This is a genomic window from Sphingopyxis microcysteis, assembly GCF_012274265.1.
GTDB lineage: Bacteria > Pseudomonadota > Alphaproteobacteria > Sphingomonadales > Sphingomonadaceae > Sphingopyxis > Sphingopyxis microcysteis.
This window is the reverse complement of record NZ_JAANYY010000003.1, coordinates 426,314-439,965: the sequence shown is the minus strand read 5'-3', so window position 1 is coordinate 439,965 and position 13,652 is coordinate 426,314. Positions and strand designations below refer to the sequence as shown.

16 protein-coding genes are annotated in these 13,652 nt (G+C 66.2%); 9 read left to right on the top strand and 7 right to left on the bottom strand.

Annotated features, from left to right (window positions below):
- Positions 1–96 precede the first annotated feature (96 nt).
- From G9408_RS09905 to G9408_RS09890, 4 genes are read left to right on the top strand one after another with little or no spacing between them, the layout of a single operon-like run.
- Complete coding sequence (locus tag G9408_RS09905; RefSeq protein ID WP_137871569.1) at positions 97–678, top strand: LOG family protein; 582 nt, start codon at positions 97–99, stop codon at positions 676–678.
- Entirely contained in the window at positions 678–1,637 is a 960-nt protein-coding gene (locus G9408_RS09900) for a phytoene/squalene synthase family protein (RefSeq protein WP_168453840.1), read from the top strand. The genes G9408_RS09905 and G9408_RS09900 overlap by 1 nt, the downstream gene beginning before the upstream one ends.
- On the top strand, positions 1,634–2,203 hold the full coding sequence (pnuC, locus tag G9408_RS09895; protein WP_168453839.1) for a nicotinamide riboside transporter PnuC: 570 nt from the start codon (positions 1,634–1,636) through the stop codon (positions 2,201–2,203). Before G9408_RS09900 ends, pnuC begins: the two co-directional genes overlap by 4 nt.
- Positions 2,200–2,718, top strand: a complete 519-nt coding sequence (locus tag G9408_RS09890; RefSeq protein WP_168453838.1) for an AAA family ATPase — start codon at positions 2,200–2,202, stop codon at positions 2,716–2,718. The genes pnuC and G9408_RS09890 overlap by 4 nt, the downstream gene beginning before the upstream one ends.
- 177 nt (positions 2,719–2,895) lie before the next feature.
- On the opposite strand, the gene G9408_RS09885 is transcribed toward G9408_RS09890, so the two are convergent.
- On the bottom strand, positions 2,896–4,428 hold the full coding sequence (locus G9408_RS09885) for a class I adenylate-forming enzyme family protein (RefSeq protein WP_168453837.1): 1,533 nt from the start codon (positions 4,426–4,428) through the stop codon (positions 2,896–2,898).
- A gap of 168 nt (positions 4,429–4,596) precedes the next feature.
- On the opposite strand from G9408_RS09885, the gene G9408_RS09880 reads away from it, so the two are divergent.
- The 4 genes from G9408_RS09880 (at position 4,597) to G9408_RS09865 (ending at position 8,467) form a co-directional block, all read left to right on the top strand.
- A complete protein-coding gene (locus G9408_RS09880) occupies positions 4,597–5,229 on the top strand; it encodes a response regulator transcription factor (protein ID WP_328804435.1) in 633 nt (210 codons plus the stop codon).
- Between the two features lie 274 nt (positions 5,230–5,503).
- The gene (locus G9408_RS09875; protein ID WP_168453836.1) at positions 5,504–7,036 is read left to right on the top strand and encodes an acyl-CoA synthetase; all 1,533 of its coding nucleotides are present in this window, start codon (positions 5,504–5,506) and stop codon (positions 7,034–7,036) included.
- Between the two features lie 4 nt (positions 7,037–7,040).
- A complete protein-coding gene (locus G9408_RS09870) occupies positions 7,041–7,649 on the top strand; it encodes a 2-hydroxychromene-2-carboxylate isomerase (protein WP_168453835.1) in 609 nt (202 codons plus the stop codon).
- Between the two features lie 14 nt (positions 7,650–7,663).
- Positions 7,664–8,467 (top strand): crotonase/enoyl-CoA hydratase family protein, encoded by an 804-nt coding sequence (locus tag G9408_RS09865; protein WP_168453834.1) that lies wholly within the window; start codon positions 7,664–7,666, stop codon positions 8,465–8,467.
- A gap of 110 nt (positions 8,468–8,577) precedes the next feature.
- Here the strand turns inward: G9408_RS09865 and G9408_RS09860 are convergent, their stop codons facing one another.
- From G9408_RS09860 to G9408_RS09835, 6 genes are read right to left on the bottom strand one after another with little or no spacing between them, the layout of a single operon-like run.
- Entirely contained in the window at positions 8,578–9,276 is a 699-nt protein-coding gene (locus G9408_RS09860; protein ID WP_168453833.1) for an ATP12 family protein, read from the bottom strand.
- On the bottom strand, positions 9,273–9,509 hold the full coding sequence (locus tag G9408_RS09855; protein ID WP_168453832.1) for a hypothetical protein: 237 nt from the start codon (positions 9,507–9,509) through the stop codon (positions 9,273–9,275). Before G9408_RS09855 ends, G9408_RS09860 begins: the two co-directional genes overlap by 4 nt.
- Complete coding sequence (locus tag G9408_RS09850; RefSeq protein ID WP_168453831.1) at positions 9,506–10,126, bottom strand: FMN-binding negative transcriptional regulator; 621 nt, start codon at positions 10,124–10,126, stop codon at positions 9,506–9,508. Before G9408_RS09850 ends, G9408_RS09855 begins: the two co-directional genes overlap by 4 nt.
- On the bottom strand, positions 10,126–11,328 hold the full coding sequence (locus G9408_RS09845) for an RluA family pseudouridine synthase (RefSeq protein WP_168453830.1): 1,203 nt from the start codon (positions 11,326–11,328) through the stop codon (positions 10,126–10,128). The genes G9408_RS09850 and G9408_RS09845 overlap by 1 nt, the downstream gene beginning before the upstream one ends.
- Positions 11,325–11,705, bottom strand: coding sequence for a fluoride efflux transporter CrcB (gene crcB / locus G9408_RS09840; protein WP_168453829.1), 381 nt, complete (start codon positions 11,703–11,705; stop codon positions 11,325–11,327). The genes G9408_RS09845 and crcB overlap by 4 nt, the downstream gene beginning before the upstream one ends.
- 51 nt (positions 11,706–11,756) lie before the next feature.
- Positions 11,757–12,338 carry a thermonuclease family protein gene (locus tag G9408_RS09835; protein ID WP_210423308.1) on the bottom strand — a complete coding sequence of 194 codons (582 nt, stop codon included), beginning with the start codon at positions 12,336–12,338 and terminating at the stop codon, positions 11,757–11,759.
- Between the two features lie 233 nt (positions 12,339–12,571).
- Here G9408_RS09835 and G9408_RS09830 point away from each other — a divergent pair, with 233 nt between their 5' ends.
- Positions 12,572–13,615, top strand: coding sequence for a winged helix DNA-binding protein (locus G9408_RS09830; RefSeq protein ID WP_210423307.1), 1,044 nt, complete (start codon positions 12,572–12,574; stop codon positions 13,613–13,615).
- The last annotated feature ends 37 nt before the right edge of the window (positions 13,616–13,652 follow it).

The window sequence follows — 13,652 nt, the reverse complement described above, 5'->3', positions numbered from 1 at the left end:
GAGACGCGGCCTTCGAGGCCGACGGTTTCGGCGACGGTGATCTGGACACGTGGGGTGTCTCGACTTCGCTCGACACGAACGGGTAAGGGGAAATTTATGAAACGTCTTGCCGTCTATTGCGGGTCCGCGACCCCAGCCGATCCGATCTATATCGAAACCGCGCGTCACGTCGGGCGCACGCTGGCCCAGCGCGGCATCGGCGTTGTCTATGGCGGCGGGCGTCTCGGGCTGATGGGCGCGGTCGCCGACAGCGCACTCGAAGCTGGGGGTGAGGTGATCGGGGTGATTCCCGATGCGCTGGTCGGGACCGAGGTCGCGCATCGTGGCTGCACCGAATTGCACGTCGTCAGCGGCATGCACGAACGCAAGAAGATGTTTACCGACCTTTCCGACGGTTTCCTCACCATCCCCGGCGGCGTTGGCACCATGGACGAGCTGTGGGAAGCGATCAGCTGGGCGCAGCTCGGCTATCACAGCAAGCCGGTGGGACTGCTCAACGCCGCGGGTTTCTACAACGACCTGATCGCGTTCAACCGGAACATGATCGAGGTTGGCTTCATCCGCCCCGCGCATGCGGGCATCATGATCGTCGATGCCGGGCTCGACGATCTGCTCGACAAGATGGCGACCTACGAACCGCACGCCCCGATCTTCGCAATGAAGGCCGACGATCTGTAATGCAGGGGACGGGCGTCTATGATGCGCACGCCCTCCACGGTTTCGCGCATGACAGCATATTGCGCGGATCGAAGAGCTTTGCGCTCGCCAGCCAGTTGTTCGATCGTGAAACGCGCGAACGCGTCTGGCTGCTCTACGCTTGGTGCCGCGCCGCCGACGACCTGACCGACGGCCAGGATCATGGCGGCGCGATGGCGCCGGGCCATGATGCGCAGGCCGCGCTCGCCCGCATCCGTGCCCTCACTGACGACGCCTTTGCCGGCCAGCCGACAGGCGATCCGGCATTCGACGCGCTTGGCTTTCTGCTCACCGAGGTCGCGATCCCGCGCGGCGTGATCGACGACATCATTGCCGGTTTTGCGCTCGATGCCGACGACTGGCGCCCGCGCAGCGAGGCCGACCTGCTGCGCTATTGCTATCATGTCGCGGGCGCGGTCGGCGTTGCGATGGCTTTGGTGATGGGGATCGACCCCGCCGATGAGGCGACGCTTGATCGCGCCTGCGACCTCGGCATCGCTTTCCAGCTCGCCAATATCGCGCGCGATGTGGCCGAGGATGCCGCCGCGGACCGTTGCTACCTGCCCGTCGAATGGCTGGTCGAACTCGACATTCCGCCGGGCCAGCACATGCACCCCGCCTTTCGGTCGCGCCTGGCGGTGATGGCGAAATGGCTCGCCGAAATGGCCGGGGAATATGAGGCCTCGGCGCGCTGGGGCGCGCGCAAGCTGCCCCCACGCAGCCGCTGGGCGGTGCTTGCCGCCGCGGGCATCTATGGCGATATCGCGCGCGAGGTTCGCGCGCGCGGCGACCATGCGTGGGACCACCGCGCGAGCACGACGCGGCTCGCCAAGCTCGGCTGGATCGCGCGCGCCGGCTGGTCGGTACTGCGCCGCCCGCCGCAGCGGCGGATCAGCCGCGACGGCCTGTGGACGCGGCCGCGTAGCGGGGCGAGCGGATGACCCAGATCGAGTGGCTGGCCGCGGCGCTGGTGCTGATCAATGTCGCGCTCGTCGCGCTGCGCAGCGTGTGGAATTATCCGTTCGCGCTGGTCGCGGTCAGCCTTTACGCCGTCGTTTTCTATGACGCGCGGTTGTACAGCGACATGGTTTTGCAGGGCTTCTTCTTCGCGCTCAATCTCTATGGTTGGGCGAGCTGGCTGCGCGCCCGCAATGAGAGCGGGGTTCCCGTCGGCTGGATGGACCAGCGCGCGCGACAGCAATGGGCGCTGGTCACCATCGCCGCCTGGGCCGCGTGGAGCTTCGCGATGGATCGCTATACCAATGCCGTGGCGCCATGGATCGACGGCGCGATCGCGATACTCAGCATCACCGCGCAATGGCTGCTCGCGCGGCGCCGCGTCGAAAGCTGGTATCTGTGGATCGTCGTCGATCTGATCGCGATCCCGCTGTTCGCATGGCGCGGCCTGTACGCGACCAGCGCGGTCTATGTCGTGTTGCTCGGCCTCTCGATCGACGGGCTGATCCAGTGGCGCCGCGCCGCAGCGTCGGATAGGGTTGCCGCATGACCCGCCACATCTGTTTTCACGGTGCCGAGAGCACCGGCAAATCGACGCTGGCGCCGCGCCTCGCACTGCGGCTCGGCGGGCTCGTCGTCCCCGAATATGGCCGCACCTACGCCGAGGCGAACGGCACCGATCTGGACGAGATTGACCTGCTGGCAATTTTCGACGGACATGTCGCGGCGACCCGCGAAGCCTTGGCGCAAAACCCCGAATGGCTGATTTCGGACACCGATGCGCTGATGACGCAGGCGTGGGCGATCATGCTGCTCGGCCGCCGCCTGCCCGAAATCGACCTGTGGGACGATGTCGCCGACCTCTATCTGGTGCCGGCGATGGACCTCGAATGGCAGGAGGACGGCACGCGCCTGTTCGGCAGCGACTTGGCACGGCGGCAATTCATGGACGTTGCGATCGGCGAGCTTGAGCGGCGCCAGCTGAAATGGGCGTGGGTCGAAGGCGACGGCGATGCGCGGCTGCAAAGCGCGCTGGCGGCGATAGAGGCGGCGGGATTGGGGTAAGCCGAACTTCCACGTAGCAACTGACGGATTCGGGATGGATTCCAGGCCATCCTTTATTCGTCATCCCGGCGCAGGCCGGGATCTCACCCTATCGGTTTACCGCACCGGCGAGATCCCGGCCTTCGCCGGGATGACGATTGAACAAAGGTCCTTCCGTCGAAACCGACCGCACAAGACCTACCCCGCGTAAGCGTCCCTCAATTCGCGCTTCAACACCTTGCCGATCGGGCTGCGCGGTAGTTCTTCGACGACCGTAATCGCGCTCAGCCGCTGCGTTTTCCCGACCTTGGCGTTGCAGTCCGCGCGTACGCCTTCCGCATCGGCGCCATCCTTGAGCACCACGAACGCCACCGGCGTTTCGCCCCATTCCTCGCTTGGCATGCCGACCACCGCGGCCTCGACGACGCGATCGTCGGCGAGCAGGATCGCCTCCAGATCGCTGGGAAAGATATTGAAGCCGCCGGAGATGATCATGTCCTTGGCGCGGTCCATCAGGGTCAGGAACCCGTCCTCGTCGATCCGCCCGATGTCGCCGTGGCGATAGAAGAGATTTCCCTCGGCATCATACCAGTGCATCGCCTTGGTCGCGTCAGGGCGGTTATTGTAACCGGTCATCATCGCAGGACTGCGGCCGACGACTTCGCCGACCGATCCTTGCGGCAGTTCGTTGCCGTCCTCGTCGATCACCTTCGCGATATGTCCCGGCGCGGGCTTGCCGACCGTGTGGAGCTTGTCGGGGAATTGATGTGCCTCGAGGATGAATGCCGCGCCGCCTTCGGTCATCCCATATATTTCGACCAGCCCGCCGGGCCAGCGCGCCAGCACATCGGCCTTGAGCGTCGCCGGAAAGGGCGCCGAGGTGCAATATTTCATCACGAAACTGGAAAGATCGAAACGGTCGAAATCCTCGAGCGCCATGATCCGGCGATATTGCACCGGCACGAGCATCGTGTTGGTCGCGCGCTCGCGCTCGGCGAGCTCGAGGAAACCGCGCGCGTCGAACTTCTTCATCAGTACGACCTGCCCGCCCGACCCGACGGTCGGCATGAAGCTTGCCATCGTGGTGTTCGAATAGAGCGGGGTCGAGAGGATCGTCACCGCATTCGGACCATAAGCAGGCGCGCCGCGGACGATATGCTGCCAGCGCATCGCATGGCTGTGGACGATGCCCTTGGGCGTGCCCGTCGTCCCCGACGAATAGATGATGTTGAACCCGTCCTCGGGAAGGATGTCGACCGGCGCGGGCTGCGCGCTTGCCGACGATAACCACGCGTCGAGCGGTACCCCGGCGTCGCCGCCCTCCATTGCGATCAGGTCGCTCGCGGCGATGACCTGCCCCTGAAGGCTCGCCTTGGCGGCGCTGTCCAGGAACAGGTGCCGCGCGCCGGTGTCGGCGATCATCGCCGCCATCTGTTCACCGGTGGCGCTGTTGGTAACCAGCCCCGCCACGCCGCCCGCGCGTAGCGTACCCAATATGACCGCCATCTGTTCGACGCTGTTGAGGCCCGCAATCGCGGTGCGATCGCCTTTCGCAAATCCGTCCTGCTGCAACCGCGCCGCGATTCGGTCGGTCAATTGGTCCAGTTCGGACCAGCTCAGTCGCCGTTCGGGATCGGCAGCCGCTACGGCATCGGGACGTTCCGCGGCATGGGCACGGACAAGGTCGGGCAGGGTGGCGAAGTCGCCGTCAAGCATTTCGATACTGGTCATGGTTCAGGGTTAGCACAGCCGAAAGGCGGTGCAATGCCGGTGGGGCGGCGGGGCGACAAGACGTTGCGTCGACGACGGGGGATGCGGATGGCATCATCGGATTTGGCCGGGATAGGCGACAGGAAGTTACGGATCGCGATCCATCATCCCCATGCGCATCGGGCTGCGGTGTTGCGCACGGCGGTCGAGGCCGCGGGGTTCGTCGTGCGGATACTGCCCCGTCATATCGACGGCCTGCGCGCTTGGATCGACGCCTGCTTCGACCTGTTGCTGATCAATCCGTTTCTCGACTGGCAGGAGCCGTCCGAATTTGTCCGGCTCGCGCGCTCGATCGCGGGGCGGCGGCCGCTGCTCGTGGTGTCGGACCGCGACAGCCTTGACGATCGGATGACCGCGCTCGAATCGGGCGCCGACGATGCCATCGACTGTACCGGCAATCTCCCCGAATTATTGGCGCGTATCGCCAGCTTGCTCCGCAGGCACCATATTGCCGCGGGTCAGCTTGGCGGGGGCGAACTTCGGATCGACCTGATCGACCGGCGCGTCGAGCGCGCCGGTCGGCTGATTCACTTGCCGCTGCGCGAATTCGACCTGCTCGCCAACCTCGCGCGCGTTCCGGGGCGCCCGCTGTCGCGCGACGCGCTGCTCCGCGCCGTGTGGCGGCTCGACTTCGACCCCGGTACGAACCGCGTCGAGGTGCATATGTCGCGGCTGCGCGCCAAGGTCGATCGCGGCTTCGACTGGCCGATGCTGCACACGGTGAAGGGGCAGGGCTATGCGCTGCGCATGCGTCCCGATTAATCCTCCCTGTCGCGCAGCGATGGGGAGGTGGCAGCGCGAAGCGCTGACGGAGGGGCAGCAACGTCGCGCCTCGCCCCTCCGTCAGCCTCTTCGAGGCTGCCACCTCCACATGCCTCCGGCACAGGGAGGATCGACGATTTGATCGCAGTACCGCACGGACATGCCGTTTCTTGATCGCCATCCTGTCACCAAACCCAGCTTGCTTGACCAAAAGTTTCAGGTTGCTACTCATCTCCGACATAAACAAAGCAACGATTCCCGGAGAAGATACCCGATGCACCCCTCAGTCCACGCCCGTGCCAACCCCGACAAAGCCGCGATCATCGTCGCCGAGACGGGCGAGGAAATCAGCTATGGCGAACTCGACGCCGCCTCGAACCGCGCTGCGCAGCTTTTTCGTGCGCATGGGCTGGGGCATGAGGATGTCGTCGCGTTCATGCTCGACAACACCCCGCATTATTACGGCCTCACCTGGGGCGCGCAGCGGGCCGGGCTGCGTTATGTCTGCATTTCGTCGCGGCTCACGCAGGACGAAACCGATTATATTCTCGAAAATTCGGGGGCGCAGATCCTGGTTGTCTCGGCCAGTCTTGCGGACGCCGCGCAGCGGCTGACGACCGGCGTCAAGCGTTTCGCGATGGGCGGCGACATTGCGGGTTATGAAAGCTGGGAGGATGCCGTCGCTGCGATGCCCGCGACCCCCGTCGCCGACGAGCGCGCCGGGGTCGACATGCTCTATTCGTCGGGCACCACCGGTCGACCCAAGGGTGTGCGCGTGCCGCTGCCCGAGGAGCCCGCGATCGACGCAATGAACAGCCTCGTCATGCTCGCCTCGGCGGTGTTCCAGATCAATGCCGACAGCATCTACCTGTCGCCCGCACCGCTCTATCACGCCGCGCCGCTGCGCTGGTCGATGACGATCCACCGGCTGGGCGGCACCGTCGTGCTGATGAAGAAATTCGATCCTGAAGCGGCGCTGGCGCATATGGAGCGCTATCGGGTGAACAGCAGCCAGTGGGTGCCGACGCATTTCGTGCGGATGCTGAAATTGCCCGAAGAGGTCCGGACCCGTTACGATACTTCGTCGCTCAAAGTCGCGATCCACGCCGCCGCGCCATGCCCGGTGCCGGTGAAGCAGGCGATGATCGACTGGTGGGGGCCGGTGCTGTTCGAATATTATGCCGGATCTGAAGGCAATGGCATGACCTTCATCTCCAGCGCCGACTGGCTGACGCACCGGGGCAGCGTTGGTCGCCCGATCCTCGGCACCGTCCACATCATGGGCGAGGACAATGAGACCGAGCTCGGCCCGAACGAGGAAGGCACGGTGTTCTTCGAGAGCGAGAATGTCTTCGAATATCATGGCGACGACGAAAAAACCGCGTCGAGCCGCAATTCGAAGGGCTGGTCGACCCTGGGCGATGTCGGCAAGCTCGACGAGGAGGGCTTTCTCTACCTCACCGACCGCAAGAGCTTCATGATCATCTCGGGCGGCGTGAACATCTATCCGCAGGAAATCGAAAATCATCTCGTCACCCATCCCAAGGTCGCCGACGTTGCCGTCGTGGGCGGGCCACATGAGGAAATGGGCGAAGAGGTGATCGCGGTCGTCCAGCCCGCCGACATGGCCGACGCGGGCGATGCGCTGCGCGACGAGCTGGTCGCCTATGCGCGCGAAAAATTGTCGGGGGTGAAGGTTCCGCGCCGCATCGACTTCCTCGAAGCCTTGCCGCGCCACGACACGGGCAAGCTCTACAAGCGGCTACTGCGCGACCAATATTGGGAGAAGGCAAAGGCGGAGGCCTGATCCGATGGCCGCGCGCGTCGAATTTTTCTTCGATCTGTCGAGTCCGTGGACCTGCCTCGCGTTCCACAACCTGCCGGGGGTGCTCGAACGCACGGGCGCGGCGGCGGTGTACCGGCCGATCCTCGTCGGCGGGGTATTCAACGCGGTCAATCCCGCCGTCTATGCGGCGCGCGAGCAGGCGGACAACCGGCGGCTCCAGCACAGCTGGAAAGTGCTGCAGGATTGGGCGCGCCTTGCCGGGGTGCCGATGAATTTCCCGTCGCAATGGCACCCGGCGAAAAGCATCGCGGCGATGCGGTTCTGCTGCGCGATCGAAGATGATCAGGCGGCGCTCGTCTGCTTCGCGCGCGGCGCTTTTGCGAGCTATTTCGACCGGCAGGAAAATCTCGACGACCCTGCGGTGCTGGCGGCGGTCGCCGATGCCGAAGGCCTTGATGGCGCAGCGCTCGCGGCGGCCGCGGGCAGCGATGCGGTGAAGGCGCGGCTGCGCGCCAACACCGATGAACTCATCGCGCGCGGCGGCTATGGCTCGCCGACGATCTTCGTCGACAAACAGGATATGTATTTCGGCAACGACCAGCTTCCGCTGGTTGAAGCCGCGCTGAAACGCTGAACAAGGACTCTCCCATGAAAGACCGGATTTCAATCACCATGCTGGAGGGCGGCATCGCCGACGTCCGGCTGATCCGCGCGGACAAGATGAACGCGCTCGACACCGCGATGTGGGAAGCGCTCGCCGAAGCGGTCGATCAGCTGAAGGCGACCACCGGACTTCGCGTCGTTGTTCTGTCGGGCGAGGGCCGTGCGTTCTGCGCCGGGCTCGACCTGTCGAGCCTTGGCGGCGATCGCGATCCCGGTGCGAGCAGCGCGGGCGGCGGACTCGCCGACCGGACCAAGGGGATCGCGAATAACGCGCAATATGCCGCGTGGGGCTGGCGCGAGCTGCCGGTGCCGGTGATCGCGGCGGTCCACGGCGTCGCCTTTGGCGCGGGCAGCCAGATCATGGCCGCCGCCGACATCCGCATCGTCCACCCCGATACGCGCATCGCGATCATGGAAATGCGCTGGGGGCTGGTTCCCGACGTCGCCGGCATGGCGCTGTGGCGCACGCAGGTCGCCGACGATGTGCTGCGCGAGATGATCTATACCAACCGCGAATTCACGGGGTCGGAGGCGAAGCTGCTCGGTTTTGCGACACATGTGTCGGACGACCCGCTGGCGAAGGCGATGGAGCTGGCCGCAGTCATTGCCGACAAGAACCCGCACGCGATCCGTGGCGCCAAGCGGCTGTGCAATATGCTGGGTGATGCGAGCGATGCGGAGATTTTGCAGGCCGAGAGCGACGAGCAGGTCAAGGTCATCCGCACCCCGAACCAGATCGAGGCGGTGATGGCGCATATGCAGAAGCGCAAGCCGAGTTTTGTGGATTAAGCGAGCCGCAAGGCAACCTTCTACTTCTCCGTTCGCATCGAGCGCAGTCGAGATGCGTCTAGGGCTGCGCTAGCGTGTCTCGACTTCGCTCGACACGAACGGGTTGAAGGTCAGGTTCTTTCTATCAGAGCGAGAAACCGCGCCGCATTGTCCCACGCGCGCTGGTTGCCCGCGCGCGCTTTCTGCGCTTCGCTGTCGGCGCCCCAGCGGCGTTCCTGGTAAAGCTCGTCAAGGCTGACCGCCTGCCACAAGGCATCGGTGTCGAAGGCGTTTTCGAGCAGCGCGAGCCCGGCGACGAGCGAGCCGCCGATCGTGACCAGCGGCGTCAGCGCCGTGATCTGCCACGGGTCCTGTGCGAACACGGCATCGCGTAGGGCCGCGATGGTTGCTGCGGGTTGGTCGACCGGCAGCACGCCCTGCGTCGGCGCGAACTCGACGCCATAGCGTCCCTCGGCCCAAGCCAGCAGCGGGTTCCACGCCGCCGCCTGCTCGGCCTGCAACGCTGCGTCGCGCGCGTCGCGATAGCAGAAAAGGTCGCTCTCCGCATAAGCCGCGACCGGCGCGGCAAAGGCCGCGACGTCGGGCGCCGCCAGGTCGATCGCGGCATTGGCCAGCCCGGTCATCGGCATTGCGCCGGGGTCGATTGTTTCGCCCACCGCGCGCCATTCGGCGGCAATCGCTTCGGCCAGCGCCGCGCTCGGCGCCGCCAGCGAAGCGCGCTGCGGCGTGCGCACCGGGCGCCCGTCGAGCGCGATGCCCCAGCCGCCATCGTCATCGATGACGGCGACCTCTTTCCAGAAGCGCTTCACAGGTCTTTGGGAGAGCGCCAGCGGCGCGCGAGCAGCAGGGGCATCACCGCGAAATCGAACGCGCCGACCAGCACGATCGCGGCGCCGATCCAGCGGTCGGTCGGCTGGCCCGCGAGCGTGAAGCCGCCGCTGATCAGGATAAAGCCGATCGCGATGAAGGCGACGCCCATCAGGCGCATGATCGTCATCGCAAAGAAGCGCTTTTTGGCGAGGGTATCGTCGGGCCGGGTCATGCGCTGTCCCTATCGCCGCCGAGGCGGCGCATCAACTGGGCAAGCGCGCCGTGGCCGGTCGCTTCGACCCCCGCGGCGACGCGCTCGCGTTCGTCGGCGGACTTGTTCTGCGACAGTTTGATCGTCGGGCGCCAAGCGGTGATCCGCATTTCAAAGCCGACGATGGCGCCGGTCATCTTGCTGAACAGCGCCGGGTTCATCTTGCCGCGCGTCCATGGCGGGTTTGCCCCGACGCGCGCTTCATGGATCGCCGAGAGCGTGTCGAGCTGCGCGATGAGTGCGGCGTCGTCCAGCTTGCTGACGGTACCCTCCATTTCGACCGCGACATAGTTCCACGTTGGCACCTGATCGGGCGTTTCGTACCAGCTGGCGCTGACATAGGCGTCGGGCCCCTGCACGACGGCGAGCGCCGTTGCGCCGTCGAGATGCCGCGTCAACGCATTGCCGCGCGCGAGGTGGAATTGCAGCGTCGCGGCGTCGTCAGAGAACACCAACGGCGCATGCGCGACGCGCGGCCCGTCGGGCGTGGCGGCGAAGATCGCGGCAAAGCCGATCTCGCGCACGAGCAGTTCGGCCAGATCGTCCTGCTTTGGCCGAAAGGCGCTGTTCGGATGCATCAGCGGGGCCGGGCGGGGCGCGGGGGCGGCTTTTTCGCGCCGGGCTTGCGGCTCGCGGGTTTGCCGGGCTTGGCCTTGGGCTTCGGCTTGCCGACATGGTCGGTCGGCTTGCTCGTCGCGGTCCGTCCGCGGCGCTCGCCGCGCCGCGCCTTGCGGATCTGTTTGCTATGCGCCTTGGCGGCGGCCTTTGCCGCGGCTTTCGGCGGCGGCCCTTTGGCGACATCGTCGGTCCCGATCTCGCCGAGCAGCGGATCGAAGCCGAGCGCGTCGAGGCTGGCGGCGAAATGATCGGGCACCTCGGCGCTAACGTCGATCGCGCCGCCGTCGGGATGGTCGATGCGCAGCCGACGACTATGCAGGTGCATCTTGCGGCTGATCGTCCCGGTCAGGAACGCCCCCTTGCCCCCATATTTGCCGTCGCCGACAATCGGGTGACCGATCGCCGCCATATGGACGCGCAGCTGGTGGGTGCGCCCGGTCAGCGGCTGGAGTTCGACCCACGCCGCGCTGTTGCCCGCGCGCTCAATCACGCGGTAGCGCGTCTTCGACGGCAGGCCATCGTCGTGGACGTGCATTTTTTCGCCGCCCGACCCCGGCTGCTTGGCCAGCGGCAGGTCGATTTCGCCCTGCTGGATGTCGGGAACCCCGACGATGATCGCCCAATAGGTCTTGCGCGCGCTGCGGTTGGAAAAGCTTTTGGCGAAATAGGCCGCGGCGCGCGGAGTGCGCGCGATCAGCAGCGCGCCCGACGTGTCCTTGTCGAGCCGGTGGACGAGCTTGGGACGCGTCGGGCCGTCGAATTTCAACGCGTCGAGCAGGCCATCGACATGTTGCTCGGTCTTGGTGCCGCCCTGCGTCGCGAGGCCGGGCAATTTGTTGATCACGATCGCGCTTGCGTCGCGGTGGATCATCATGCCGGTCGCCAGTTCGACGTCGGCGTCGGTCAGCGGGCGACCCTTGCGCGCCGGGCGCGCCGCGGTTTCGACCGGCGGCGTCGGCATGACCAGCTTTTGCCCTGCGGCGATGCGATCGGACACATCGGCTTTTTTGCCGTCGAGGGTCAGCTGGCCCGAACGCGCCCAGCGCGCGAGCAGCGCGTGCGGCGTGCCTTCGCGGTGGCGCTTGAACCAGCGGTCGAGCCGGATGCCGTCGTCCTCCTCGGCGATCGTCGCGCCGTCGAGCTTGGTCTTCGGCTCGCTCATGCCGGCACCTGCCGCATCAGGAAGAGGCCGAGCCCGCAGGCGAAGATCGCGCCGACCGCCGACGCAAGGACATAGGCAAAGGCCTGCGCGGTCTGGCCGCGTTCGAAGAGCATCCAGAATTCCATGCTGAAAGAGGAAAAGGTGGTGAAGCCGCCGAGTACCCCAACGCCGACGAAGAGTCGTAGCGTATCGTTGACTCCGTCGCCGCGCGCCAGCGCGCCGATGAGCAGGCCCATCAGCAGGCTGCCCGCGATATTGATCGCCAGCGTCCACCAGGGGAAGCCGGGACCAAGCCGCGCAAGCATCGCCTGTCCCACCAGATGGCGGGCACCGGCGCCGATCGCGCCGCCGATCATGACGGGAAACAGGCTGTTCATGCTGCTCGCCCTAGCCGGAAACGGCGGCGAGGCATAGCGGGTGCGTTGCGGCTAGGCGTCGGGCGCCGTCAGCAAAGTTGCAGGGCGCTCGTGCGCGGCGCGCCACGCGGCGGGGCGCACAAAATCGCCCTGCCAAATGCCGCGGCGCTGCGCCTGCGCTTCGGCTTCTTCGGGCAGATAATCATCGCTGGTCGCCACTGCCCAGCCCAGCCGCACCATCTCGGCCCCAAGGTCGATACCGTCGGGGGAGGGACGGGTGCGGCATGTGGCGAGGGTGCGGTCGTAACGGTCCTTCGCGGCGAGCTCGCAATGCAGCGGAGCGCGGCCTGCCAATTTCTCCAGCGCGGTTCGCGCGTCGCGCCCGCACGGCCAGCGGCGCGCGTCGCGGCGCGCGCAATCCTGACGATATTCGGCGGCATCGATCCCGGTCAGGCGGATCGTCACCGGCCCGTCGCCTTGCCGCACGGTCAGGCTGTCGCCGTCGATGACATGGACGAGCGGCACCACATGCACCGGCGATGGCAGCCAGGTCCACGCGATCATCGCCATTGCCGCGATCAGCAGCAGCGCCAGCAGCGAACGAAGGCGCCGCCGCCAGTGTAGCCGGGTAGGGAGAAAGCGGGGACGGACCATTGCACGCGCCTGACCGCGTGGTCACCGCTTGGCAAGGGTGAAATATCGGTTGACGATGAGAACAAACCGTGTCCAAAATGGATCAACTTCCCGGCGCTCGATCCCCGCCGACTCGCGAAGTGGCGATCGGACGGGTCCATATCGGCGGCAAAGAGGAGCGAACAAAAGGTGAATGGCGCCGAAATGACGACATAGTTACGCCAAGGTGGAGCGATGAAATGGGGACTATGAGCATGATCGACCATGAAGCACCGCAGCGATCGGGGCTGTCGACGGTTCCGTTCGGCGGTATCGACACGGCCGCCGCCTGGCCGCCGCAAATTGGCGGGCGAATGCGCAGCGGCGCGGCGTCACCCTTGTTGTTCGTCGGCCCGCCTTCGGCATTGCCCGCGATGGCGGAGCTCGGCGACATACGGCTTGCCAATATGCTGCCCGCGGCGCGCGCGGCAGGCTATATCCGGCACAGCGGGTTGCTCGACATCATATGGCTCGCGGCGGCGGATACGGTGGACGGTGCGACGCTCGCGGACATTTGCGCGGCGGCGGGCGAGCAGGAATGCCGCCTGATTTGCGAAACGTCGCTCACCGCGCTTGACCGCGTCGTGGCGGCCATTCCGGCGGCGCTCAATGCCCAGTTCCTGGTCGATGCCGACCCGACGGACAAGCTGGTCGCGCTGGCAGCGGCGCGGCGGACCCGGCACGGGGTGTTGCACGACATCGCTCGCGACGATGCCATGGAGCGGATCGACCGGTTGCAGGACGAGGTGGCGCGCATCTCGCGATTGCTCGGCGATCTGGCGGGGCAACGCGGCGGCTTGTCCGGTGCGCCGACGGGGTTTGTCCCGCGCGGCGAAGATATGGACGACTATCCGGGGCAACTGCGTTCGCCCTCGCGCGATTTTGCCGCGATGCCGCGCAGCTTTGTTCCCGAAGAACGGACGCTCGACCGGCAACGCGCCAAGGCGGTGCGGCGGATGCTGCGCCAGCGGCGGATGCGCGAACAATATTTTCCCGCTGACCTGTTCGCCGATCCCGCGTGGGACATGCTGCTCGACCTGTACGCGGCGCGGCTGGAGCGCCAGCCGGTGTCGGTGTCGAGCCTGTGCATCGCCGCGGCGGTTCCTGCAACGACCGCGCTGCGCTGGATCAAGACGATGACCGACGCCGGGCTGTTCGTGCGCGATGCTGATCCGCACGACGGGCGCCGCATCTTCATCGCGCTGGCCGAAGGGGCGTACGACGCGCTCGCGCGCTATTTCGAGGCGCTGGAGGAATAAGGGCGCACGCGCTTGCCACCGCGCGCCGCTTGTGGCA

Excerpts from the sequence above, each read along its gene's own strand:
- crcB (WP_168453829.1), bottom strand. The coding sequence starts at position 11,705 with ATGAACAGCCTGTTTCCCGTCATGATCGGCGGCGCGATCGGCGCCGGT.
- G9408_RS09835 (WP_210423308.1), bottom strand. The coding sequence starts at position 12,338 with ATGGTCCGTCCCCGCTTTCTCCCTACCCGGCTACACTGGCGGCGGCGC.
- G9408_RS09905 (WP_137871569.1), top strand. The coding sequence starts at position 97 with ATGAAACGTCTTGCCGTCTATTGCGGGTCCGCGACCCCAGCCGATCCG.
- G9408_RS09855 (WP_168453832.1), bottom strand. The coding sequence starts at position 9,509 with ATGACCCGGCCCGACGATACCCTCGCCAAAAAGCGCTTCTTTGCGATG.
- pnuC (WP_168453839.1), top strand. The coding sequence starts at position 1,634 with ATGACCCAGATCGAGTGGCTGGCCGCGGCGCTGGTGCTGATCAATGTC.
- G9408_RS09885 (WP_168453837.1), bottom strand. The coding sequence starts at position 4,428 with ATGACCAGTATCGAAATGCTTGACGGCGACTTCGCCACCCTGCCCGAC.
- G9408_RS09900 (WP_168453840.1), top strand. The coding sequence starts at position 678 with ATGCAGGGGACGGGCGTCTATGATGCGCACGCCCTCCACGGTTTCGCG.
- G9408_RS09865 (WP_168453834.1), top strand. The coding sequence starts at position 7,664 with ATGAAAGACCGGATTTCAATCACCATGCTGGAGGGCGGCATCGCCGAC.
- G9408_RS09875 (WP_168453836.1), top strand. The coding sequence starts at position 5,504 with ATGCACCCCTCAGTCCACGCCCGTGCCAACCCCGACAAAGCCGCGATC.
- G9408_RS09870 (WP_168453835.1), top strand. The coding sequence starts at position 7,041 with ATGGCCGCGCGCGTCGAATTTTTCTTCGATCTGTCGAGTCCGTGGACC.
- G9408_RS09890 (WP_168453838.1), top strand. The coding sequence starts at position 2,200 with ATGACCCGCCACATCTGTTTTCACGGTGCCGAGAGCACCGGCAAATCG.
- G9408_RS09850 (WP_168453831.1), bottom strand. The coding sequence starts at position 10,126 with ATGCATCCGAACAGCGCCTTTCGGCCAAAGCAGGACGATCTGGCCGAA.
- G9408_RS09830 (WP_210423307.1), top strand. The coding sequence starts at position 12,572 with ATGATCGACCATGAAGCACCGCAGCGATCGGGGCTGTCGACGGTTCCG.
- G9408_RS09845 (WP_168453830.1), bottom strand. The coding sequence starts at position 11,328 with ATGAGCGAGCCGAAGACCAAGCTCGACGGCGCGACGATCGCCGAGGAG.